Source organism: Methylomonas koyamae (genome assembly GCF_019669905.1).
GTDB classification, from domain to species: Bacteria; Pseudomonadota; Gammaproteobacteria; order Methylococcales; family Methylomonadaceae; genus Methylomonas; species Methylomonas koyamae.
Genome location: NZ_AP019777.1, coordinates 1721848 through 1746029, shown reverse-complemented (window position 1 = coordinate 1746029; position 24182 = coordinate 1721848). Strand labels below are relative to the sequence as shown.

The 24182-nt window shown below is 60.5% G+C and carries 12 protein-coding genes and 1 pseudogene; 11 read left to right on the top strand and 2 right to left on the bottom strand.

Features of this window, described 5'->3' with window-relative positions:
• The first annotated feature begins 125 nt into the window (after positions 1 to 125).
• Complete coding sequence (locus tag MKFW12EY_RS08245; RefSeq protein ID WP_221054345.1) at positions 126 to 2372, top strand: bifunctional diguanylate cyclase/phosphodiesterase; 2247 nt, start codon at positions 126 to 128, stop codon at positions 2370 to 2372.
• Positions 2373 to 2519: 147 nt separating this feature from the next.
• Here MKFW12EY_RS08245 and MKFW12EY_RS08240 read toward each other — a convergent pair whose 3' ends face one another.
• Complete coding sequence (locus tag MKFW12EY_RS08240) at positions 2520 to 2975, bottom strand: hypothetical protein (RefSeq protein WP_221054344.1); 456 nt, start codon at positions 2973 to 2975, stop codon at positions 2520 to 2522.
• A gap of 522 nt (positions 2976 to 3497) precedes the next feature.
• Here MKFW12EY_RS08240 and MKFW12EY_RS08235 point away from each other — a divergent pair.
• The 8 genes and pseudogenes from MKFW12EY_RS08235 to MKFW12EY_RS08200 all read left to right on the top strand — a co-directional run bounded on the left by MKFW12EY_RS08235 (position 3498) and on the right by MKFW12EY_RS08200 (position 16842).
• Entirely contained in the window at positions 3498 to 8417 is a 4920-nt protein-coding gene (locus tag MKFW12EY_RS08235; RefSeq protein WP_221054343.1) for a response regulator, read from the top strand.
• A gap of 3 nt (positions 8418 to 8420) precedes the next feature.
• Positions 8421 to 9409: pseudogene (locus tag MKFW12EY_RS08230) on the top strand (response regulator).
• Between the two features lie 189 nt (positions 9410 to 9598).
• Positions 9599 to 11056 (top strand): FAD-linked oxidase C-terminal domain-containing protein, encoded by a 1458-nt coding sequence (locus MKFW12EY_RS08225; protein WP_221054342.1) that lies wholly within the window; start codon positions 9599 to 9601, stop codon positions 11054 to 11056.
• Positions 11056 to 12105: a glycolate oxidase subunit GlcE gene (gene glcE, locus MKFW12EY_RS08220; RefSeq protein WP_054763793.1), complete on the top strand. Its 1050-nt coding sequence runs from the start codon at positions 11056 to 11058 to the stop codon at positions 12103 to 12105. Before MKFW12EY_RS08225 ends, glcE begins: the two co-directional genes overlap by 1 nt.
• A 4-nt stretch (positions 12106 to 12109) precedes the next feature.
• Positions 12110 to 13318 (top strand): glycolate oxidase subunit GlcF, encoded by a 1209-nt coding sequence (glcF, locus tag MKFW12EY_RS08215; protein WP_221054341.1) that lies wholly within the window; start codon positions 12110 to 12112, stop codon positions 13316 to 13318.
• 124 nt (positions 13319 to 13442) lie between these two features.
• Positions 13443 to 14522, top strand: a complete 1080-nt coding sequence (locus MKFW12EY_RS08210) for an SGNH/GDSL hydrolase family protein (RefSeq protein WP_221054340.1) — start codon at positions 13443 to 13445, stop codon at positions 14520 to 14522.
• A gap of 551 nt (positions 14523 to 15073) precedes the next feature.
• Positions 15074 to 15259: a plasmid-related protein gene (locus tag MKFW12EY_RS08205; RefSeq protein WP_082410005.1), complete on the top strand. Its 186-nt coding sequence runs from the start codon at positions 15074 to 15076 to the stop codon at positions 15257 to 15259.
• On the top strand, positions 15256 to 16842 hold the full coding sequence (locus tag MKFW12EY_RS08200) for an Eco57I restriction-modification methylase domain-containing protein (protein WP_245006466.1): 1587 nt from the start codon (positions 15256 to 15258) through the stop codon (positions 16840 to 16842). Before MKFW12EY_RS08205 ends, MKFW12EY_RS08200 begins: the two co-directional genes overlap by 4 nt.
• Before the next feature lie 657 nt (positions 16843 to 17499).
• Here MKFW12EY_RS08200 and MKFW12EY_RS08195 read toward each other — a convergent pair.
• Complete coding sequence (locus MKFW12EY_RS08195) at positions 17500 to 21963, bottom strand: PAS domain S-box protein (RefSeq protein ID WP_221054339.1); 4464 nt, start codon at positions 21961 to 21963, stop codon at positions 17500 to 17502.
• A gap of 219 nt (positions 21964 to 22182) precedes the next feature.
• On the opposite strand from MKFW12EY_RS08195, the gene MKFW12EY_RS08190 reads away from it, so the two are divergent.
• Both MKFW12EY_RS08190 and MKFW12EY_RS08185 read left to right on the top strand, forming a co-directional pair.
• On the top strand, positions 22183 to 23895 hold the full coding sequence (locus tag MKFW12EY_RS08190) for a glycoside hydrolase family 17 protein (RefSeq protein ID WP_054763463.1): 1713 nt from the start codon (positions 22183 to 22185) through the stop codon (positions 23893 to 23895).
• On the top strand, positions 23892 to 24059 hold the full coding sequence (locus MKFW12EY_RS08185; protein WP_172680372.1) for a hypothetical protein: 168 nt from the start codon (positions 23892 to 23894) through the stop codon (positions 24057 to 24059). The genes MKFW12EY_RS08190 and MKFW12EY_RS08185 overlap by 4 nt, the downstream gene beginning before the upstream one ends.
• Positions 24060 to 24182: the final 123 nt, after the last annotated feature.

The window sequence follows — 24182 nt, the reverse complement described above, 5'->3', positions numbered from 1 at the left end:
AGGGTTTACGACAAGCGACCGGCCGGGGAAAAAGCCGGTGCCGCAGCGCGGAACATTGCATATACTTGTTGCCGGCGATCGCGTTAGCGCGTTCGCGATTCTTTTAGCCCCGTATTGCGCCAATTATGCTGAATGATGGATTATCCGCGGCGAACGCCGAATTTTGCACGCTGACCGGCGAAGAGCAGGAGAAAATTCTCCGCTTGCAACAATCGATATTGGAATCGGTTACCCATGGCGACAGCTATTTGGACGTGATCCGCCAAGTCTGCAAACTGGAAGAGCAACTGCTGCCGAATTCGGTAGGCTCGGTCATGCTGCTGGACCAGAGCGGCGAAATGCTCAACGTGCTGGCCGCGCCCAGCGTGCCGCCGGAAGGCATCTCCCAACTGAACGGTTTGCGGCCCGGCCCCGGCGGCGGTTCCTGCGGCAACGTGATTTACACGCAGCAACCGCAATTCGTCAGCAATACCTTTACCGATCCGCGCTGGTGCAATTTGCGGCATCTGGCCTACAACTTCAACTTGTGCTCGTGCTGGTCGGTTCCGGTGTATTCGCGGCAACGCAAAGTCATCGGCACCTTTGCCCTGTCCAGTTTCGAGCACCGCTCCCCCAGCCCTTTTCATTTACGGCTACTGGAAATCGGCGCTTCGATTATCAGCATCATGCTGGACCGCAACCGGTCGCAGGAAACGCTGCGCCTGTTCGAACAAGTGTTCGAAGGCGCCGAGGAAGGCATCATGATTACCGACGCCAACGCCCGGATTCTGTCGGTCAACAAAACCTTCACCAAAATTCTCGGCTATACCCAGGACGAGTTGCGCGGCAATACGCCGAGAGTATTTTCCTCCGGCCAACACGGCGCCGATTTTTACCGGGCGATGTGGAAACAGATCGAGGCCAAACGCCATTGGCGCGGCGAAATTTGGAATCGGCGCAAGAACGGCGAAATATTCCCGGAATGGTTGTCGATTTCCGCCGTTTACGACCAGTCGGAGCAACTGACCCATTACATCGGCATCTTCAGCGACATCAGCGAACTGAAAAATGCCGAGGAACAGATCCAATACCTGTCCACCCACGACATCTTGACCGGCTTGCCGAATCAAACCGCCTTCAAGGACCGGCTGCAACAAGCCATCGCCCTGGCGGCCAACCGCCCCGGCAAAGTCGCGGTACTGAGCCTGGATCTGGACAACTTCAAATTGCTGAACGACTCGCTGGGTTTGCATGCCGGCGACGAATTGCTCAGACGGGTGGCGACCGTGCTGAAAAGCTGCATCGCCGACACCGATAGCCTGTGCCGGATCGGCAGCGACGAATTTCTGCTGGCACTGCCCGGCTGTAACGATACCGAAACCATCAGTACCGTGGTCGATACCATCATAGAAAAGGTGCGGCAACCGATCCGGATTGCCGAGCAAACCTTATCGCTGTCGTGTTCGGTCGGCATTGCCGTTTACCCGGACGACGGCAGCCATTACGACAGCCTGGTGATGCGCGCCAGCGAGGCCAGGCGCAAGGCCAAAAAAGACGGCGGCAACGGCTACCGCTACTGCACCGAGCAGTTAAACACCAACAGCTTCGAATTCTTACGCCTGGCGCACGAATTGCGCGACGCGGTGTCGCTGAAACAGTTCGTGCTGCACTTTCAGCCGCAAATCGATCTGGCTAGCGGCCAGTTGGTGGGTGCCGAAGCGCTGGTGCGCTGGAACCACCCACGCGACGGCCTGGTGTACCCCGGCAGGTTCATAGACATTGCCGAGCAGACCGGCCTGGTCGCCGAGTTGGGCAATTGGGTACTGCGGGAAGCCTGCACCCAAGCCGCCGTTTGGCGTACGCTCGGCTTCGGCCCGATCGTGACCGCGGTCAACGTCTCCGCGCTGCAACTGCGCCGCGGCGATATGGTCGGCATCGTCGAAAACGTGCTGCGCCAAACCGGCCTGCCGCCGCACTGCCTGGAACTGGAGCTGACCGAGTCGATTCTGATCGAAAACGTCGAGCAAACCTTGGCCCAGTTAAACCAACTGAAGCAGCTCGGCATCAAATTGGCGATAGACGATTTCGGCACCGGCTATTCGAGCTTGGCGTATTTGAACAAATTCAACGTCGACCGCTTGAAGATAGACCGTTCCTTTGTCGGCCAAATCGGCAACCCGGCCAACGACGCCATCATCCACGCCATCGTGCAAATGGGCCACGCCCTGGGCCAACGCGTAATTGCCGAAGGCGTCGAAACCGCAGCCATGCGCGCCCATCTGCTGGACTGCCACTGCGACGAAGCCCAAGGCTATCTGTTTGCCAAACCGTTACCGGCCGCAGAATTTGCCAAGCTGTTGGCCGGTTACCGCCAAGAATTCGATCATCAATAAACTCCCGCTTAAAGCTAGCTGTATCCGATAGTTGCCGAAAGGCTAAGGCGGATTCGCTAAAGCAATCCACCTGCCCCTGTTTCAAACCGGGAAACTATTTGTCACGCGTTTTAAACCGGTTCGGGCAACTTCGCCAAAACCGCCGTATCAGGCGTAATACAGTTTGCGCAATTCCAGCATCGACTTGGCAACCAGTTCGGCGCCGTCGCTGGCGCGTTTTAGCGCATAGCCGGCCTTGCCCAGCGTGATCTCTTCGCCGGCGCCGGCATAACCGACGACATTATGGGCCGTGTCCAGCTGCCTGCGGTGCAAACCGCCGAACTGGCTGTTGAAATCGGCCAGAATCCCGGCGTGCGGTGGATTCATCACCGAGCTCCACCACGGCAATTGGGCGACGTCGTGACTCCAGAAATCGCCGACCGCTTCCGGCGGCAGGCAGCGTTCCACCAAGCGGTCGCCGACCACCGCGTACTGGCGGCGGCTGATTTTCCCCGGCTCTTCGCCGACGGTATCGCGGCATTCCAAAACCTCGCCGTTAACGAAACTGTCGGCCGCCGGCAGCACCCGGTTCCATTGGCCATCTAATGCGTTGTGCTCGAACATATTGCCTTTCTCCACTTACAGTTGAACGAAACCCACGGGAAGGCGCGTAGCGGCATTCCCGAACATCGACACTGCAAGCAAATTCGCGGCCAATTCTCGATGCCGCCTGCAGCGCAATCAACGCTGCCGCGACATGTTTAAAAACAAATATTTAGCGACTATCCGCAATATAATAAAGGTATTAACCGACCCATAATAACCCGCACCTAACCCCGTTTTGCGCGTGCGGTTCCGACAATTTGTCGGCTTTGCATTACGCGCCGATCCGGTACCGGGCGTTACGCCGCGCCGGCCGGCACAAGCAGGTCCAATCGCTGCGCGCCCCGAATTCCTTGGGCCGGCGGCGTATTCGGGTCGAATCCAACAGCGGCGGATGGGCAACGAAACCTTAAACAAGGCGGCGGTCGCTACGGCTGGTTTTCGACCATGTCTAGGCCAGCCTCCGATAAAACAATTTCGATAACCCGCTAAAATTCTGTTCTTCCGATAAAGGTAGGAATAATCCGACAGGCGTTACGAATAATGAATGCTTCCATCCCAACCCATGACGATTTGGATTTTCGCTTACTGTTCGAATCGTCGCCCGACCTCTATCTGGTTTTAAATACCAATCTGGAAATCGTCGCCGTCAGCGATGCGTATACCCGCGCCACGTTGACCCGCCGGGAAGACATATTGGGAAAAACGTTGTTCCAAGTGTTTCCCGACAACCCCGACGACCCGACGGCGGAAGGCCAACGCAATTTACGCACGTCCTTGCAGCGGGTGTTGCTGTCCGGCAAACCCGATACGATGCCGGTGCAAAAATACGACATACCCAAACCCGACGGCGTGGGGTTCGAGGAGCGCTATTGGAGTCCGATCAATATTCCAATTTTCGGCAAGGACGGCAAGGTGGCCTACCTGCTGCATCGGGCGGAAGATTTGACCGAGTTTATCCGCGTCAAACAACTGGGCGTAGAACAAAGCCAGCTCAACGATACCTTGCGCGCCCAGGCCGTCAGAATGGAAGTCGAGCTGTTCGCCCGCAACAAAGAGGTCGCATCCGCCAGCGCCGAGTTGAAGGCGGCTAACCAGGAATTGTCGCGCCTGTATGCCAAAACCTTGGAACTGGACGAGTTGAAGACCCGATTTTTTGCCAACGTCAGCCACGAATTTCGTACGCCGCTAAGCTTGATGCTGGGTCCGCTGGAAGAGCTATTGGCCCGCTTTGCCCCGCAAGGCCAGAATCCCGCGGCAAGCGAATACGAGCAACTCAGCCTGGTGCATAGAAACGCCTTGCGTCTGCTGAAATTAGTCAATTCGCTGCTCGACTTTTCCCGCATCGAAGCCGGGCGGATGGAAGCGGCTTACGAGGCGACCGATCTGGCCGCCTATACCGCCGAGCTCGCCAGCGTATTTCGATCGGCCGCCGACAAGGCGGGTCTGCGGCTTACCATCTCCTGCCCCGCCTTGCCGGAACCGGTGTATGTGGATCGGCAAATGTGGGAAAAGATCGTACTCAATCTTTTGAGCAATGCCTACAAACATACCTTTGCCGGCGAAATCGAGGTGGCGCTGCGCTGGCGCGGAACAGCGGTCGAACTGACCGTGCGCGACACCGGCGTCGGCATTGCGCCGGATCAGCTAGGCCAGATATTCGACCGCTTCCATCGGGTGCCGAACGTGCGCTCGCGCAGCCACGAGGGCAGCGGCATCGGTCTGGCTTTAGTGCAGGAACTGGTCCACTTGCACGGCGGCGAAGTCGGTGTAACGAGTACGCCGGGCGTCGGCAGCATTTTTTCTGTAACCATTCTTACCGGCACCGCACATTTGCCGGCGGAACAGCTCCGTCCGTCGCAAACGGCGCACGCTCATCCGCTGGGCGCCGATTTTTTTGCCGAGGAAGCATTGCGATGGGAGCTGGGAACGGAACACGAACATGACAACGGCCAACAAACCGGAACGGACAACTCGCCAGAGTTCAATTCCGCGATAAGCGCACACATCGTGGTTGCCGACGATAACGCCGACATGCGCGGCTATGTCGCCCGGCTGTTACGAAAACAGGGCTACGCCGTCACGGCGGTTCGCGACGGCCTAGCGGCGCTGGCCGCGGTACGCCAACGCCGGCCCGATCTGGTATTGACCGACATCATGATGCCGGGCCTGGATGGCATCGGTTTGCTGAGCGCGCTGCGCGAAAATCGGGATACCAGCACCATTCCGGTCATTTTGCTGTCGGCCCGGGCCGGAGAAGAAGAACGCATACAAGGCTTGCGTCACAATGCCGACGGTTATCTGACCAAGCCGTTCGGCGCGCGCGATTTGCTTGCGCATGTAGGAGCCTGCCTTGAAATCTCGCGGTTGCGCAACCAAGAGGCCGACCGCGAATTCCGTTCGCTGGCGGAGACGATGCCGCAAATGGTCTGGGCCACCCGGCCTGACGGCTGGAATATCTACCACAACCAACGCTGGGTGGAATATACCGGGCTTACAGTCGAAGAAAGTTACGGCCACGCCTGGATCTCCGTGTTGCACCCGCAGGATAGGCCCTACGCGTGGGAAGCCTGGCAACGCGCGACCCAGAATAACGACAGCTATTCCATTGAATGCCGCATGCGCCGGGCGGACGGCGTTTACCGCTGGTGGCTGATCCGGGGCGTGCCGCTGCTAAACGAGCAAGGCCGGATTCAAAAATGGTACGGCACCTGTACCGACATCCAAGATTTAAAAGAAGCCGAAACCGCTATTCGGGAAAGCGAAGCAAGGCTGCATTTTGCGTTGGAGATATCGAATACCGGCGCCTGGGAAGTCGATTTGGAAACGCAGGCGGTTTATCGCTCTATCGAACACGCCCGCATCTTCGGCTATACCGACACCGAGTCGGCATGGTCGACCGACAACTTTTTGGAACATGTGCTGGACGCAGACCGGCCCAAGGTCGCGGCATTACTGCGGGAGGCGTTTGCCGGCGGCGGCGAAAAACAATTCGAATGCCGGATTCGCCGCACGGATGGCGAAATCCGCTGGATCATGGTCGCAGGCCGCTATCGCGTCACCAGAACCGACGGCAAAAGCCAGGTCGCCGTAGGCGTTATTCAAGACATTACCGAAACCAAGCGCGCCCAGGACGAGCTCAAGCAGCACCGCGACCAACTGGAAACGCTGGTCGCCAGCCGAACCGCCGAACTGGAACAAGCCATGGCGTTGACGGACGCCGCCAACCGGGCCAAGAGCGCCTTTCTGGCCAATATGAGCCATGAAATCCGCACGCCGATGAATGCCATGCTGGGTTTTTGCTATCTATTGGAACAGCGCCATTTGGACGCCGAATCGCTGGCCTTGGTGCGCAAAATCCACAAGGCCGGGCATACGCTGCTCGCCCTGATCAACGATATCCTCGACTTTTCCAAGATCGAGGCCGGCCGACTCGAAATCGAGCGGGCGCCGTTCAGGCTGACGGAACTGTTGGACAACCTAGCCTCTATCATGACGGCTGCTGCCGATAATAAAGACTTGGAATTGATCATCACTCCACCCGCCGACATCGACGCCTTGGTTGGCGATGCCTTGCGCCTCCAGCAAATCTTGATCAACTTGCTCAGTAACGCGATCAAATTTACCGAACGCGGCGAAGTCGAGTTGCGCGTTAGCGTGGAATCCACGGACAAACAACAATGTAAGCTGCGTTTTGGGGTGCGCGATACCGGCATCGGCATTTCCAGCGCACAGCAGCAACTGATTTTCTCGGCTTTCGGCCAAGCCGATAGCAGAATCAGCCGCCGATTCGGCGGCACCGGCTTGGGCTTGAGCATCAGCTTGCAATTGGTGGAACTGATGGGCGGCCACCTGCAAGTAAGCAGCGAAGTCGGCCAGGGCAGCGAATTCTGGTTCGTGCTGCCGTTGCAGCGCGACCAACGCGTGGAACGCCGGCCTACCGAACTGGCTCGGCTCGAACTGCTGATCGCAGATGACTGCGCCAGCGTGCGCGAGGCGCTGGCCGTTGTCGCCAGCTCTCTGGGTTGGCTGGCCGATACCGCAGCTTCCGGCGAGGCCGCCCTGATGCAAGCGCTAACCAGACTGGACGGCAAACGTTTTTACGATGTTATCGTGTTGGATTGGAAAATGCCGGGGCTGGGCGGGCTGAACGCCGCCAAGGCCATACGGCAAGCGCTGAAGGACAAACGCCGGGACATCGACCCGCCGATACTGCTCATGGTCGCCGCTCATTTGCGCGAAGACCTATTGGCCCAACCGGGTATCGCGGAAGTGGCCAAGGTACTGAGCAAGCCGATCACCGCCTCAACGCTGTATTCCGCCGTCGCCGACTCGCTGCACCAAGCTGGGCCGCGAGGTTTGCTGCCGGCCCCGACGCCTATCGCCGCCGGCAAGCGCCGCATTCCAGGCGTACGCGTGCTGGTGGTGGACGATAGCGATATTAACCGGGAAGTAGCCAAAGGCGTCCTGGAAGCGGATGGCGCGCTGGTCGATACGGCCTGCGACGGCCAGGACGCGCTGGAATGGCTACAAGCCCATCCCGATGCGGTGGATATCGTATTGATGGACCTGCAAATGCCGCGCCTGGACGGCTATGCCGCCACGCGCTTTATCCGCGAGGATGAACGCTGGCGGGAGCTACCCATCGTTGCGCTGACCGCCGGCGCCTTCCAGGAATTGCGCGATGCGGCGCAGGAATCCGGCATGAGCGATTTTATCGCCAAGCCGTTCAACGTGGCGCAGATGATGGAAACCATCCAGCGCTGGACCGGATGCGTAGCCGAGAAGGCCAATTCGGACGCTAGCGGCGCAAGCGCAGCCATAGGCTCAGCAAGCGCATCGCCGCCGGTGCCGGCGGCCGGTGCTGGCGAACCCGAGTTGCCGGCTATCGATCTGCCGGCCGCACGCGGCCTATGGGGCCAGCTCGACGTCTACCGCACTTATCTGGATAAATTCGTCGCCGCTTATGCGCAGTGCGGATCGGCCATTGCCGACGCCTGCGGCGAAGGCGACCTGAAAGCCGCCGCAGCTCTGGCGCATAAATTGAGCGGCTTGGCCGGAACCTTACGGCTGCACCAGGTTGCGGAATTGGCATGCAAACTAGAAATGCGCTTGAATGCGGGCGAAGCGGGCTTTAAACTGGCGGCAGACCTGCAAACCGCGATCGACCGGGTATGTGCGGCGGTCGACGCCTGGCAAGAAGCCGACCATCCCGGCGCAGCGCCGGAGCCGGTTGCCGCGCCACTCGGGGACAGCTTGCCTGCGTTGTTCGCGGGCATGCTGGAAGCGCTGGACCGTAACGATCCCGATGACGCCGAAATCTGGCTGGGCCGGCTGCGGCGGCATTCGAATCCTATCCATTTGGCCGAGTTGGACGCGCTACTGGCCGATTTCGATTTCCGCGGGGCGGAAGCTGCCGTGCGTAGCCTGATGCAGCGCCTGAATTTCTCGATACCGGAGTAAGCCATGCCTTACGGTCCCATCCTCATCGTAGACGATGAGCCCACCAATTTGGCGATTCTGCACCAAATACTCAAAGACGAGCATAGGCTGATGCTGGCCCGAAACGGGTTAGAAGCGCTGGAGTTGGCGGGCAAGCACCATCCCAGTCTGGTCCTGCTCGATATCCAGATGCCGGACATGGACGGCTATGCGGTCTGCCGCGCCCTAAAAGCCAATCCGGCCACCGAAGCCATCCCGGTGATTTTCATCACCACACTGTCCGAATTGGAAAAAGAAGAAGCCGGCTTCGACGCAGGCTGCGTCGATTATTTGATCAAACCGGTTTACCCCCGAATCGTGCGGGCGCGGGTGCGGACCCACCTATCGCTGGTGCAGACCAAACTGTTGGAGAGAACGTACGGCGAAGCCATCGCCATGCTCGGTAAAGCCGGCCATTACAACGACAGCGATACCGGCCTCCATATCTGGCGCATCGCCGCCTACGCCCGGCATCTGGCCGAGACGATCGGTTGGTCCAAAGAGGATTGCGTTCTGCTGGAACAAGCCGCTCCCATGCACGACACCGGAAAAATCGGCATTCCCGACTCGGTGTTGCGTAAACCCGGCCAACTGGATGCCGACGAATGGGCGATTATGCGCACCCATTGCCGGATAGGCTACGAAATCCTGTCCACCAGCGACGCACCGATATTCGTATTGGCCGCCGAGGTTGCGCTGCGCCATCACGAGAAGTGGGACGGCAGCGGTTATCCGGATGGCTTGATTGGCGAAGCCATTCCCGAATCGTCGCGCTAGTCGACGTGTTCGACGCATTGACCATGAAACGTCCTTACAAGGATGCTTGGCCGCTGGAACAAGCCCTGGAAACCCTGCGCAACGGCGCGGGACGCCATTTCGACCCTACAATGGTCGCGGCATTCGAAACCTGCCTGCCGCGTATTCTGGAAATCAAGGCCGGTTGGGACAGTCGCGAAGCGCAGCAAGGCGCCTGATGCCGCCGCCAAGGTCGAATTTGCGTGTTTGCTAATCGGCCGAATCGGCGCCGCCACTGCGCCCCCTCCGATAACCGCAAATAAGGAAATCCAAGCGTAACTATTCAGCATCGGTCAAAAAACAGGTGGAAGCTAACCTCCGTATTCATACCCTGGCCGCCGCTCGCCAAGTTGTGGTTATAATCCGCCATGCCTTTATCTGCCACCTTTACCCGACTATGCCTGGACTTGCTCGGCGCCGCCAACGTCGTTACCGAGCCCGAGCGCTTGCGGGTTTACGAATGCGACGGCCTGGCGGCCTACCGAACGCCGCCGGACTTGGTGGCCTTGCCGGAAACGGCCGAACAAGTCTTGGGCTTGATGCGCTTATGCCGCGAGCACCGGGTGCCGGTGGTACCGCGCGGCGCCGGCACCGGTCTGGCGGCCGGGGCAATGCCGGTAACCGGCGGCATCGTGGTCGGGCTGAGCAAAATGAGCCGCATCCTGGCGCTGGATCCGCTGAACCGCACCGCCACCGTACAACCCGGCGTCAGAAACCTAGCCATTTCCGAAGCCGCCAAAGCGCACGGCCTGTTTTACGCGCCGGACCCGTCGTCGCAAATCGCCTGTAGCATCGGCGGCAACATCGCCGAAAATGCCGGCGGCGTGCACTGCCTGAAATACGGCCTGACCGTGCACAACGTGTTGCAGGTGAAATTGGCGACGATAGACGGCGAGCTGCTGACGCTGGGCGGCCCCGGCCTCGACGCGCCGGGCTACGACCTGTTGGCGCTGGCAATCGGTTCGGAAGGTTTGCTGGGTATCGTGGTCGAGGCCACGGTCCGGCTGCTGCCGTTGCCGCCGGCAACGCGGGTGCTGCTGGCGGCGTTTCCCAGCGTCGAACAGGCCGGTGCCGCAGTGGCGGCCGTGATCAGCTCCGGCCTGCTGCCGGCCGGGCTGGAACTGATGGACAATCCGGCCATCCGCGCCACCGACGCCTTCGTCCACGCCGGTTACCCGCTCGACGCCGCGGCGTTGCTGCTGTGCGAACTGGACGGTTTGCCGGAACAAGTGGCGGCCGACAGCGAGCGCGCCGTCGCCGTATTGGCCGCTGCCGGCGCCAGCGAAATCCGGGTCGCCGACGACGCAGACCAGCGCAAACGCTTCTGGGCCGGACGCAAGGCCGCGTTTCCGGCGGTCGGCCGCATCGCCAGCGATTACTACTGCATGGACGGCACGATTCCGCGCAAACACTTGGCCCAGGTATTGCGCCGAATTTCCGAGATGTCGGCCGAATTCGGCCTGGCGGTGGTCAACGTATTCCACGCCGGCGACGGCAATTTGCATCCGTTGATTTTGTACGACAGCGGCAGCGACGGCGAATTTGCCAAAGCCGAGGCCTTCGGCGGCAAAATTCTGGAACTGTGCGTCGCGGTCGGCGGCACCATTACCGGCGAACACGGCGTCGGCAGCGAAAAAATCCCGTATATGTGCGTGCAGTTCGGCGCCGGCGAGTTGCAGCAATTCCTGCGATTGAAACAGGCTTTCGATCCTGACGGCCTGCTCAATCCGGGCAAGGCGGTACCGACCTTGCACCGCTGCGCCGAGCTGGGCCGGATGCATGTCCACCGCGGCGAGCTGCCGCACCCGGAACTGGAGCGGTTCTGATGGCCGCCGACTTGAGTGCCGAGTTGCGGGAACGTATCGGCCAGGCGGCAGCGTCCCGCACACCGCTGCGCATCGTCGGCGGCAATAGCAAAGCCTTTTATTCCCAGCCGGCGGCAGACGCCGAAACGCTGGCAGTTGCCGAACACGCCGGCATCGTCGATTACGAACCCAGCGAATTGGTAGTCACGGTCCGCGCCGGCACCCGTCTGGCCGAACTGGAAGCCGTGCTGGCCGAACACGGCCAAATGCTCGGCTTCGAGCCGCCGCATTTCGGCGCTACGGCTAGCGTCGGCGGTACGCTGGCTTGCGCATTTTCCGGCCCGCGCCGGCCCTTCGCCGGCAGCGCCCGCGATTTCGTGCTGGGCTGCAAAATCGTCAACGGTCTGGGCGAGGAGTTGAATTTCGGCGGCCAAGTCATCAAGAACGTGGCCGGTTTCGACGTGTCGCGGTTGATGGTCGGCGCCCGCGGTAGTCTGGGCCTGTTGTTGCAGTGTTCGCTGCGGGTATTGCCCAGGCCGGAAACCGAAGCGACCGTCGCTTTCCCGATTGCCGAACCGGCCGCCGCCATCGAATTCATGAACCGTCTGGCCGGCCGGCCCTGGCCGTTGTCGGCGCTGGCCTACGACGGCGTATCGGTCAGGGCCAGATTGTCCGGTGCCGCAACGGCGGTACGCGCTGCGGCCGCCAACATCGGCGGCGAGTTCGACCTTGGCGGCGACTCATTCTGGCAAGACCTGCGCGAACAACGCTTGCCGTTTTTTCAGCAGCGTGGAGATTTGTGGCGGGTTGCGACCGCGCCGGCCGCGACGCAGCCCGAGCTAGCCGGCGCTTGGCTGATCGATTGGGGCGGCGCCCAACGTTGGCTGAAAACTGCCGAATCGGCCGAATCGGTGCATCGCGCCTGCACCGCATCCGCGGCGCGAGCGACGCTGTTTCGCGGCGACGGCAGCCCCACCCGAACGCCGCTAACGCCGGAATTGGCCGCGTTGCAACAGCGGGTGCGCGATGCCTTCGATCCGCTCGGCGTGTTCGCCACTTATCCGGACTAAGCCGATGCAAACCCAAATCGATCCGAGCCTGGCCGGCCATCCCGACATCGCCTCCGCCCAAGCCGCGCTGCAGCGCTGCGTGCATTGCGGTTTTTGCAATGCCGCCTGCCCGACTTACCGTTTGCAAGGCGACGAATTGGACGGGCCGCGCGGCCGGATTTATCTGATCAAACAACTGCTGGAGGGCCAAGCCGCCACCGCATCCACCCAACACCATCTGGACCGTTGCCTAAGCTGCCGCGCCTGCGAATCGGCCTGCCCCTCCGGCGTCGAATACGGCCGCTTGCTCGACGCAGGCCGGGCAGTCGCCGCCGGCCAACTGCGCCGGCCGTGGCGGCAACGCTGGCTACGCCGGGCCTTGCTGACGATACTGCCCTACCCGCGCCGGCTGGCGCCGCTGGCCGCACTGGCGCGGCTGGCGAAGCCGCTGTTACCTGCCGTATTGCAGGCCAAAGTACCGGCCAAGCCGGCACCGGAAACCTGGCCGCCGTTACGCCACCGGCGGCGGATGCTGATGTTGCAAGGCTGTGTGCAGCCGGCGCTGGCGCCGGGCATCAACGCCGCGGCGGCGCGGGTGCTGGACCGGCTCGGCATCAGCGTTATTCAAGGCCAAAGCGGGTGTTGCGGCGCGTTGGCCCACCATCTGGACCAGCGCGACACGGCGCTGGACGCGATTCGGCGCCGGATCGACGCTTGGTGGCCGGCGTTGCAGGCCGGGGCGGAAGCCATCGTTATCACCGCCAGCGGCTGCGGGACCATGGTCAAAGACTACGCTTATCTTTTGCGCGACGACCCGGACTATGCCGACAAGGCCGCGCGAGTTTCAGCCGCGGCCAAGGATATTGCCGAAATTGTCCAAGCCGAGGACACAGCCAAATTGGCGGCCACGCCGCGCAAAATCGCGTTTCAGGCGCCTTGCAGCCTGCAACACGGCCAGCCGTTGGCCGGCGTAGTCGAAAGCCTGCTGGCCGGCCTGGGTTTCGAACTGGCGCCTGTAGCCGATGCCGGTTTATGCTGCGGTTCGGCCGGCAGCTACTCGCTGTTGCAACCGGAACTGTCCAACCGCCTGCGCCAGGCCAAATTGCTGGCGCTGCAAGCAGAGCAACCGGAGTTGATCGCCACCGCCAACATCGGCTGCCTGCTGCATCTGCGGGAAACCGGACAAGTGCCGGTACTGCATTGGATTGAATTGCTGGACGGCCCGAATCGGTAACGCCGGCGTTTACGAAGGTTTGCCGCCGATAGCCGCGCAGCGCTTTCGGCAGATAAATCGCACCAACTCAGGAGCAATACCCGCCGGGAAGGCCTAACCTAAACTGCCAAAAAGGGAGAATCCCATGAACAACAAACTATCCGTCGCCGCCCTGTTGCTGCTTGCCGCAGTCGGCGTAGGCCGCACCGAAGCCGCCAATTTTTCCAGCGTTTACGCCTTCGGCGATTCGTTGTCCGACAGCGGTAAAAGCAGCTCGTCGGTTTGGAGCATTTACAATTTTCTGAACGGTTATCCGGGGCCGGTCAACCCGAACGGCAATTGCGACGCCAGCCATCCTTGCCCGCCCTATTTCGAAGGCCGCTATTCCAACGGCCCGGCTACCGTGGAGCGGGTTGCGAATGCGCTGTTGCCCGGCGGCGCCAACGCCGGCAATTTTTTCAATTACTCGGTAGCCGGCGCCACCAGCGGCATCGGCAACTTCGGCGACGGCGGCTCGCAGTCGGCCCCCGGCGGTTTCGCGCTACCCGGCATGGCCCAGCAAATCGGTTTTTATCTGAATAGCGCCACGCCAACCGCGAATGCACTGTATTTCGTCTGGGGCGGCGCCAACGACTATCTGACCGACGTCTACATCCCGTTGGCACTGCAACCGAGCCTCGATGCCAGCGCGGTTGCCAGAAGTGCGGCGCAAACCGCCGCAACCAATATTGCCGGTTACGTCGGCGCTTTAGCCGGATTCGGCGCGGAAACCATTCTGGTGCCTAACCTGCCCGATTTGGGCTTGACGCCGTTCGTTGTCGGCCAAGGCCAGGACGTGATCGACCCGGCGCGGGAATATTCGCTGACCTTCAACCAAACCCTGGCCAGTCTTTTGGGTCTGGTCGACAACAAGTTCGCCGCCACCGATATTGTCGAATTCGACTCGTTCGGTTTATTCAACGCTATCGTCGCCAATCCGGCCGGATTCGGTTTCGGCGATGCGGTCAGCGCCTGCGTTGCCCTGCCCGGCGCTTGCGCCGATCCGGATAATCACGTGTTCTGGGACGACTTCCATCCGACGGCGGCAATGCACGCGCTAGTCGCCGACGCCATGGTCAGCCAGGTGCCGTTACCGGCAGCGGTCTGGCTGTTCGCCGCCGGCTTGTTGACGCTGTTCGGACGCAGACCGTTTGCCGCCTCGGCAACCTCAATCCGGGCTGCGTAAATTGCGGTTTTAGTTGCTCGCTTTGGACTTATCGCGTGTTCCAGCCTGTGGCAGGAAAAACGCGTAGCGAAAAATGCCGCAGGCATGGCTTTTGTCTCCTTACGCCGCTCCGAGCATCGCAGCCTTTGGCGAGATAAGCCCGCATGGGGCGCGGCAAGGAGGCCGCGCGTTTTCGGAGGGCTAAGACAGCCCTTCCCAAAACCCTCGCCAAAACCGAGAAATTTGCCTGGAGCAAATTTGAACAGCCAAAAGGCTGGCCCGCGGGACGAAAACCAGGGATGGTTTTCTAGAAGCGCAGGATCAAGGCGATGTGGGGCGGCCTTTTCTTCGGCTTCTTGCTTTTCGACTGCATGGATGCGGGAGGTAGAGCAATGCAGGAGCGATTGCCGAGGCCGGACAAAAGCAAGAAACTCGGCTGTCGGTCCGAAATGTCGGATGACCTATTAATGAAATAGGTGCCACGTTAGTGAAAACCTAATGACACAAATTATGAAAAATTTGGTTAGGTAGTATGGATACACAAACGTGTATCCATCTCTTAAGATTTCGACATGTCTATTAAAGATTCAGGAATGCGCATACGGGTGGAAAAGGAACTACGCGATGCGTTCGTAACCGCTTGCCGCGAACAAGATCGCGTTGCGGCCGATGTTCTGCGCGAATTTATGAGAGCGTTCGTTGACAAACAACAAGGCCAAGTGGATTTATTCGTAGAAGTGGCGCGAAGACCAAAGTGAAAATTCTGACTGAATTGGAATTAATCGCTGCCTGTGTCGGGCTACTTGATGACCGCACCAATCTATCTGGCGTAGAGCGAAAAATAATACGGCTTGTTTCGGCCAAAAGTTTACCTGCGCATGATATTGACTCGATTCGCGAGTCGATTTGGCAAGGAAACGATCCCCTCGGCGAAGCCTTTTCAATAATCCGGCCGGCGCACCATCGTCGCAGTATCGGTGCCGTCTATACCCCCTCGCCCATCATCCACTCCATGATGGCGTGGTTAAAAGAACAAGGAATACCCACTCGTATCGTCGACCCTGGGGCCGGGTCCGGCCGCTTCATCATTGCATCGGGTGAAACGTTTCCAAATGCCCAACTCATCGCCATTGAAATAGACCCTCTGGCGGCGTTAATGCTAAGGGCTAATTTAGCGGTGCGCGGCTGGACGGCAAGAGCCACCGTATTGGTTAAAGACTACCGTACCGTCAAACTTCCCCGTTGTGCCGGTGTAACGGCTTTTATCGGTAATCCTCCTTACGTTCGCCACCACCAGATTGCCGAGGACTGGAAGTCTTGGTACACATCGCGTTTCGCGGAATTCGGCATTAAGGCCAGCGCCCTGGCGGGATTACATTTACACTTTTTCTTGCAAACGCGCTTATTGGCTAAGCCCGGTGATCTGGGTGCATTGATTACTTCTGCCGAGTGGTTAGATGTGAATTACGGCTCGGCTTTGCGCCGGCTTCTGCTTAGCGAATTGGGTGGTGTCGCAATTCATGTTTTGGAGCCCAAGGTCGAGGCATTTCCTGGAACAGCAACAACAGCCGCAATTACTTGTTTTCGTGTTGGCGAAAAAGAGATACCGGTAAGGGTTCGTTCGGTCGACGAACTCGCCAGTTTGAATGGCTTGAACAAAGGCGAGGATGTCGAGCGCGAGCAATTGAGAGCGGCGCCGCGTTGGTCAATCGTCGTTCGACCGACCGGTCATTCTCAGACTGGCGGGAGCGAACTCGGCGAACTGTTTAGGGTGCATCGCGGCCAGGTCACCGGCGCAAACGGCATCTGGATTGCCGGCGAACGCGCGGAACGTTTGCCGGAGCGCGTTAAACTCGCCGCAGTCACTAAAGCCAAGGATTTAATCGATGCCGGCCAACGTTTACAGTCCACCGCCCAACTGCGTCGCGTCATTGATTTACCGGCCGAACTGGACGATTTCACCGAAGAAGAGCGTCGGCGCATCGATCAATTTCTTTCCTGGGCAAAAACCCAGGGTGCAGACCAAGGTTATATTGCCCAACACCGCAAAGCGTGGTGGTCGGTCGGCCTTAAGGCCCCGGCACCCATCCTCTGCACTTATATGGCCCGGCGACCGCCACAGTTCACTATTAACTTGTGCGAAGCCAGACATATCAACATTGCGCATGGCTTGTATCCGCGCGAGCCACTGCCGGAAAACGTGATTGCAAATCTGGTTGTTTGGCTCAATAACAACATCCATACCGGTAGCGGTAGAACATATGCCGGTGGCTTAACCAAGTTCGAACCGAAAGAAATCGAGCGCCTACGCATCCCAAACCTGGAAACGTTTTTTGCATGACGAATGCACCGCCACAATGGACAGAGGAAGAGCTTGCCGAAGACTCTTCCATTGCCGGCGTATTAGCGCATCTCGACGTTACAGAAGCCGTCCTGGTCGGCCATTCGATGTGAGCCATCGTCGGCGTGCTGGCCGCGCTGCAAGCGCCTCAGCGAATTGCGAAATTAGTCCTGCTCGGCGCCAGCCCGCGCTATTTGAACGGCGACGGTTACATCGGCGGTTTCGCCCAAAAAGACATCGACGAGATTTACGCCGCCGCCACGCAAAGTTACCCAGGCTGGCGGGCAAGCTTCGCTTCCGCCGCGATGGCCAATCCGGACCGGCCCGAACTCGGCCGTTATTTCACCGATTGCCTGAACGCTTACCCGCCGGAGCGGTTGCTGACCGTGCTGTATTCGGTACTGCAGTACCGATTACCGGCAGGAAATCGGCCAACTCGACATCCCCACCCTGATCCTGCAATCCCGCAACGACCTATTGGTGCCGCCGGCGACCGCCGAATATCTGCAAAGCCAAATCCAGCACAGCGTGTAGCAGCTTATCGACGCCGACGGCCACTTCCCCCACCTCAGCGCGGCGCAACAGGTGATCGGCGCGATGCGCAGCTTTCTCGGCTAGCCGGGTACTCGCCGGCGCCGAGCCGTCGGCCGGAGGGCATCAACCCGGACGGCCCCGCGCCAATTCGGCCAAAGCCCGCTGCAAGGCGTCGATCAACTCGCCGGTCTGGCGCAACGCATGTTCGTCGCCAAGCCGGGCCGAGCGCAACACCCGCATCGAAACCGCTTCCAGCTCCGGCGCACAAATATTGCCGGCCATGCCTTTCAGGTTATGCGCAATCCGCTCCAGCGCCTTTAAATCGCCGTTTGCCGCCGCATCGCGCAACGGTTCGGCATCGCCGGCGTGGCAATCGACCGCCATCCGTACCAGCCGATCGACGAATTCGGTTTGGTTGGGAAACTTTTTCAGCAGCGCCGGCCAATCGACGGTCGCAACCGGCACCGGCTCGGCCAAAGCCGGCGCCAACGCCGGCAGTGCCTGCTGGCCGCCGGTTTTTCCGGCGTATTCGAGCACGGCCGCCACCAGCATTTCGATATCGAGCGGCTTGATCAACGTCGCCGCCATGCCCGCCGCCAGACAACGCATATGTTCTTCCTTCAGGGCATGGGCGGTCTGGCCGACTACCGGCAACGCCGGCGCAATGCGTTTGATGCGGCGGGTGGCCTCGTAACCGTCGAGCTCCGGCATCTGCACGTCCATCAATACCAGATCGAAATCCTGCGGAGCTTGTTCCAAGGCCGCCACCGCCAAAAGGCCGTTGCCGACCATATGCACCTCGGCGCCTTCCTGGCGCAAAAAGTCTGCCAATACCATTTGGTTGATCGGATTATCCTCGGCCGCCAGAATCCGCAGCCCGCGGAGACGCCGGTCGCCGGAGGTACGCGGCAGCGCGGCCGGACTGGCCGTTTGGTCGCTTTCCGGAAGCGGCAAGCGTAAGGTAAAGGTGCTGCCCCGGCCCAACGCACTCGCCACGCTGAGCGTGCCGCCCATCAAATTCGCCAGACGCCGGCTGATCGCCAGGCCCAGGCCGGTGCCGCCGAACTTGCGGGTGGTGGCACTGTCGGCCTGCTCGAAGGCTTCGAACAAACGTGCCTGATCCTGTGCGGCGATGCCTATCCCGGTGTCGCGGACGCTGAACACCAATTCGCCGTGTTCGCGGCCGGCGGCTAGGCAAATTTCGCCGGATTCGGTGAATTTGACGGCATTGGACACCAGGTTGATCAGGATTTGGGAAACCCGGACCGGATCGCCGAGGCAGGCCTTGGGCAGCGCATCTTTGCGGGCGTACAGTTTCAAGCCCTTGGCGGCGCTGGCTGCGGCAAAATTTTGCAACAATTCGTCGACCAGATAGCCGGGGTCGAGCGGCACGCTTTCGATTTCGAGTTTGCCGGCTTCGATTTTGGAAAGATCCAGAATGTCGTTGATGATGGTCAGCAACAGCTTGCCGGAATCGAGAATGCGGGAAAAGATCTGCTGGGTTTCGCCGCGGCCGACGCTATCGCGGTAACCGATTTGCGCCAGTCCGAGTACGCCGTTCAGCGGCGTGCGAATCTCGTGCGACATATTGGCCAGGAACTCGCTTTTCATCCGCGCCAACTGTTCCGCCGCGCGCCGGGCTTCCTCCCGGGCCTGGTCGGCCAGGTAACGCTCGGTGTTGTCGTAAAAACTCATCACCGCGCCGGACAACCGGCCGCCCTCCCAGATCGGGTGAGTCGCGACCGATACCGGAATCGCGCGCGCTTGCGCATGCCAGAATACTTCGCTGTCCAGCCGCAACACCTTGCCGCCGACCACGGCATTGAATAATTGGCAATCGGCAGCGACGCAAGGCGAGCGGTCGGCCCGGCGGTAATGGATCAGGTCGTGCACGTTGCGGCCGAGGAAATCCTCGGCGCGGTAGCCGAGCAAGCGCACTGCGGCCGGATTCGCCATCCGCACCGCGCCTTGGGCGTCGAGTTCCAATATGCCTTCCGCACTGGACTCGACCACTTGCCGGTAGCGCTGTTCCGCCTGCCTGACTTCCTCGGTGCGGGCCTCGACCAAGCGCTCCAAATGGAAGCGGTGTTTCTCCAGTTCGGCTTCGGCCCGCTTCAAATGGGTCACGTCGGAAACGATGGCATAGAATCCGCGCACCCGGCCGTCGCGGATATCGGGCAGGTATTGCACCAGGGCGTGGCGGCCGGGGCGGCCGTTGCGGGCCGGATATTGCTTGTCGAACACTTGTTTTTCGCCGCGCAGCACGGCCTCGATATGCGGCAAATTATCCTGGTACAGCTCGTCCGCCAGGATTTCCCTGACATGTTTGCCGGCCATGCCGGCGGTATCGATACCAAACCAATCGGCATAGGCGGCATTGCCGAATCCGTTGACCAGCTCCCGGTCCCAATAGCCGATCAGCGCCGGGACATTGTCGAGAATGGCTCGGTAAAAAATTTCCCGCGCCGCTAATTCCGCCTCCTTGGCTTTGATCTCGCGCAAATCGAACAGCGTCGTCATCAGCCCGAGAAACACGCCGTGCCTGTCCCGAATGCTGGTTACCGTCAAGAACACCGGCACCAAGCTGCCGTCCTTGGTCCGACGCACGACTTCGCGGGCGTAGCCGCCCTGGGCAAAGGCCTGGCGCAAGATATCCCGTTGTTCGGCTTGAACCTCGGGGTCGTCCGGCGCCAAAAAACTCGGATGGCGGCCGCGGACTTCGTCCTCCGTGTAACCGAACAATTGCAAAAAGGCCGGGTTGACAAACTCGATGGTGCCGTCGGCGGCAGTAATCACGCTCGGCGCGGCGGATTGGCGCAACGCTTCCGACAAGCGGTAGCGTTCGCTTTCGGCGGCTTTGCGTTCGCTGATGTCCTCGGTGAAGATGACGATGCCACCGACCGAGCCATCGCGCGCCGGCCAGGGCCTGACCTCCCATTTCTGCCATTGACCGCTGCCGTCGCTCCGTGGGAAATAGGCTTCGTCGTCACGCACAACCTCGCCGGACAGGCCGCGCCGGTGCACGGCTTTCAAATCTGCGTTGATCTCGGGAAACACGGCATAGTGCGACTCGCCGTAAAGTTGGCGTTCGCCCAAGCGATAATCGTCGCGCCAACGCTTGCTGGCGGCCAGATAACGCATGTCGCGGTCGAACATCGCCAACGCCGCCGGCGCATGCTCGATCAGCACCCGCAAGCGCTCTTCGCTGTCCGCCAAAGCATCTTCGGCCCGCTTGCGCTCGCTGATGTCCAACACCGCCAACAACATTTCGTCGCCCAAGCGGACCCGGCTCAGCAATACCGTTTTCAGGCTACCGTCCTTACAACGCACCGGCAATTCGGGCTGAACCGGTTCGGTTGAGGCCGGATCGTTCCAGTTTCGTTCGCAAATTTCGAATTGGCGCACGCGCTGTTCCGGATCGGCAATGGTTTTGTCCCGCCAAGCCTGGACCGTGGCCAATTCGTCCGCCGCATAGCCGAATAGCTTGACGAATTCGCGGTTCATCGACAGGAATTCGCCATTGCGGTTGCTGGTAGCGAAGGCAATCGGCGATTGTTCGTATAACTGGCGGAAGCGGGCTTCGCTGGCCGCCAACGCCGCACGCTGTTGCTCGATGGTATCGATCAAGCGCTTGCGCTCGGTGACGTCGCGGCCGACGGCGAACATGCCGACCGGCAGGCCATTGCGGCCGAAGATCGGTCCCTTAATGGTCTGGAATTCCAACACCAGCCCGTTCCGGTTCTCCAAATGCTCGTCGACCATGATGGTTTTGCCGCTCAGCATCGCGGCGCGGTCGTTCGCCATGAAGGCCTGACCGATCTCCGGCGGAAACAACGCCAGATCGTCGTTGCCGACGATCTCCTCCCGCGGTCTGCCGACCAAGTCGCAGGTGGCGGCGTTGGCCAGTAGGTAGCGGCCTTGGGCATCTTTGGCGAACACCGCGTCCGAAGTGCCTTCGACGATGGCTTGCAGCATGTAACGGGTGGATTGCGCCTCCTGCAACGAGCGCTGTAGCCGGCCGCAGAGCCAGGATACGGTAAGGCCGGACACCAGGAAAATAGCCAGTTGCAAACCGTCGACGGCCGATACCACCGCCAGGTTATTGAACGGCGCGGTGCCCCAGTAATCGACGCAGGCGGCCGACAGTAAGGTCGCGGCGAATCCGGGACCGCTGCCGCCGAGCAAGGCGCTGAACACCACCGGTAGCATGAATAACACCAACATCGGCCGCTCGCCGAACGGCACAACCAACGCCTGCCTGACCCACAACGTCGCCAAGGTCACGCCGACGGCAAACAGATACATCGGCCAGCGCCGCGGTTTATCCAGAAACCGGCCGGCCGCGGCAGCCAGACCGGCTTGGGTTTCGGTTTGACCGGGTAGCGCCGCCGGCGGCACTGCGTTCAACGCGAAAAACAGAAAACCGGCGGTGGCGACGACGAACAACGCCCCTTTCGCGGTCGATAACCAGACCAGCGACTCGATATCCGGGATATACGCCAACAAGCGGTCTGACAGAAATATCCACGCCAGGCCGAACAGCAGATAAGCCGCTGTCGCCAATAAAATAAAGGGGTTTCGTGCCATGGCAAATGATAGAAAGGTTGCGGAACGTGGGTCGCCTTCTCCGGGCGCGCCCGGGCCCTTCGAATACCGGTATTTTGGCACAGTTTGCAATACCGGCAGCGGCCGTAAGGATTAAGCCCAACCAAAGCGGCCGACGGGTTGGCCGCCTGCCGGCGAAGCCAGGCCGCGCGCCGGCCGGTGTATAATGCGGCTTCGCCCTTGATTACCCGCATTTGCCGCATGTCGCTGCTGAAAATTCCGTTCTGCCTGTTATTCGTGTTTCTCGCCCACGCCGCGCTGGCCTGGTACCAAAACCAACCGCAAGCCGCCGGCCCGGACGTACCGTCCGGCAAGTTGCGCAGCCTGTCGTTCGCGCCCTACCATGCCGGCTTCAGTCCTATCGCCCAGAAATTTCCGTTGCCGGAGCATATCGAGCACGACGCCCGGCTGATCGCCGACAAAACGTATACGATCCGCACCTATTCGGTGCGCGGCGGCATGCAACCGACACCGGATTACGCCCGCCAATACGGCTTGGACATGATGATGGGCGCCTGGCTGGGCGACGGACATCCGGAAAACCGAGTGGAAATCCAGACCCTGATCCAGGCCGCCAACCAACATGCGGACGTGGTGAAACGGGTGATCGTCGGCAACGAAGTGTTGCTGCGCAAGGACATGGACATCGACACGCTGATCGGCTACATCCGCCAGGTCAAACAAGCGGTGCAGCAGCCGGTGACCTATGCCGACGTTTGGTCCAGTTACCTGCAATATCCGCAACTGTTCCGGGAAGTGGATTTCATTACCATCCACATCCTGCCCTACTGGGAAGACGAGCCGGTTGCGATAGAACACGCGGCGGAGCACGTCGAGAAAATCGTGCGCCAGATCGAAGACAAAGCGCACAGCATGGGCGTGGATAAACCGATTCTGATCGGCGAATCCGGCTGGCCTTCGGTCGGCAGGCAACGTGGCGCGGCGGTGCCCGGCGTGGTCAATTCGGCGCGATACATCCGCGATTTGATCCAGGTCGCCAACCGCCACGGCTTCGATTACAACATCGTCGAGGCCTTCAATCAGCCCTGGAAAAGCCATAACGAAGGCGTGGTCGGCGCCAATTGGGGCTTGCTCGACATCGACCGCGAGCCGGTATTTCCGCTGACCGGGCCGGTACGGGAAAATCCGGACTGGCTGGTGCAGTTCGGCTGGGCGGCGGCGCTGAACCTGGCGGCGGCCGCTTGCGCTTGGCGCAGCCTGCAACGCCTGCCGGCGGCCAAACTGGCGGCCTATCTGGCGCTGGGCCAGCTATTCGGCGCGGGTCTGGTGCATCTGGCCGACCTGTCCTGGGAAACCAGTTACAGCCCATGGCAGCAGGCGTATTCACTGGCCTTGGTTGCCGCCAATGCGGCGCTGGCCGGGTTACTGTTGGTCCAGGCCCACGCGGCGGCGGCCGGCAGCGCCGTTGCCGGCCCTTACCGCAAAGCACTGCAGACCGCTTACCTGTTTTTCATGGCCTTGGCCGTGGTTAAGACCTATTTGCTGGCGTTCGACGGCCGTTATTTGAGCTTTCCGGTCGAACAATTCGCGATTCCGGCGCTGGGCATTTTCCAATTGGCGTTTTGCCGGCGCTTGAACCATCTGGTAGCGGCCGCCGATTCGGACGCCGTTGCCGGCAAACACAGCAGCCGCCTGGCGTTGTTGCTGGGTATCGGCAGCTTCGGCGTCGTCGCCGGCGAAACCTATTCGTTTATGTCGGCCTACGACTTCATCCAGGCCCACCCCAGCTTCGGCGAGGGCCTGCCGGTCGCGCTCGGTTACGTGGTGCAAAACCGGCAATTGCTGAGCTGGCTGCTGTGCATCCTGATTCTGGCGCTACCGTTCTGGCGCAGACCGGACGCCAAGCAGCAGGCGCAGAACGGCGGTATCCGGATCGGCGGAGAAAATCGGTGAAAACATCGACCGGCGCCCGGCTCAAATGCGCGGCGGTATTCGTGGTATTCATTATTTTCAGCATCGGACCGATTCCGATCACCAGCGCGCTGGGCTTGTACGTGGTTATTTTTCGGCCGCGCTGGTTCAAGGAACTGGTGGCCAAAGTCTACGCCGACGACTGAGCTCTGCTTTGCTCGCCGCATCCGGCCCGGATCAGCGGTTTACCCGGCCGGGTTTATCCTTTATCGTTAGCCGCCGGGCTCAAGCGCCAATGCCGTTAAAGTTGAGCCAGCCTGCCTCCCCCT

Bases quoted from the DNA above. Each gene is read 5' to 3' on its own strand.
- MKFW12EY_RS08245 (WP_221054345.1), top strand. From the start codon at position 126: ATGCTGAATGATGGATTATCCGCGGCGAACGCCGAATTTTGCACGCTG.
- MKFW12EY_RS08240 (WP_221054344.1), bottom strand. From the start codon at position 2,975: ATGTTCGAGCACAACGCATTAGATGGCCAATGGAACCGGGTGCTGCCG.
- MKFW12EY_RS08235 (WP_221054343.1), top strand. From the start codon at position 3,498: ATGAATGCTTCCATCCCAACCCATGACGATTTGGATTTTCGCTTACTG.
- MKFW12EY_RS08225 (WP_221054342.1), top strand. From the start codon at position 9,599: ATGCCTTTATCTGCCACCTTTACCCGACTATGCCTGGACTTGCTCGGC.
- glcE (WP_054763793.1), top strand. From the start codon at position 11,056: ATGGCCGCCGACTTGAGTGCCGAGTTGCGGGAACGTATCGGCCAGGCG.
- glcF (WP_221054341.1), top strand. From the start codon at position 12,110: ATGCAAACCCAAATCGATCCGAGCCTGGCCGGCCATCCCGACATCGCC.
- MKFW12EY_RS08210 (WP_221054340.1), top strand. From the start codon at position 13,443: ATGAACAACAAACTATCCGTCGCCGCCCTGTTGCTGCTTGCCGCAGTC.
- MKFW12EY_RS08205 (WP_082410005.1), top strand. From the start codon at position 15,074: ATGTCTATTAAAGATTCAGGAATGCGCATACGGGTGGAAAAGGAACTA.
- MKFW12EY_RS08195 (WP_221054339.1), bottom strand. From the start codon at position 21,963: ATGGCACGAAACCCCTTTATTTTATTGGCGACAGCGGCTTATCTGCTG.
- MKFW12EY_RS08190 (WP_054763463.1), top strand. From the start codon at position 22,183: ATGTCGCTGCTGAAAATTCCGTTCTGCCTGTTATTCGTGTTTCTCGCC.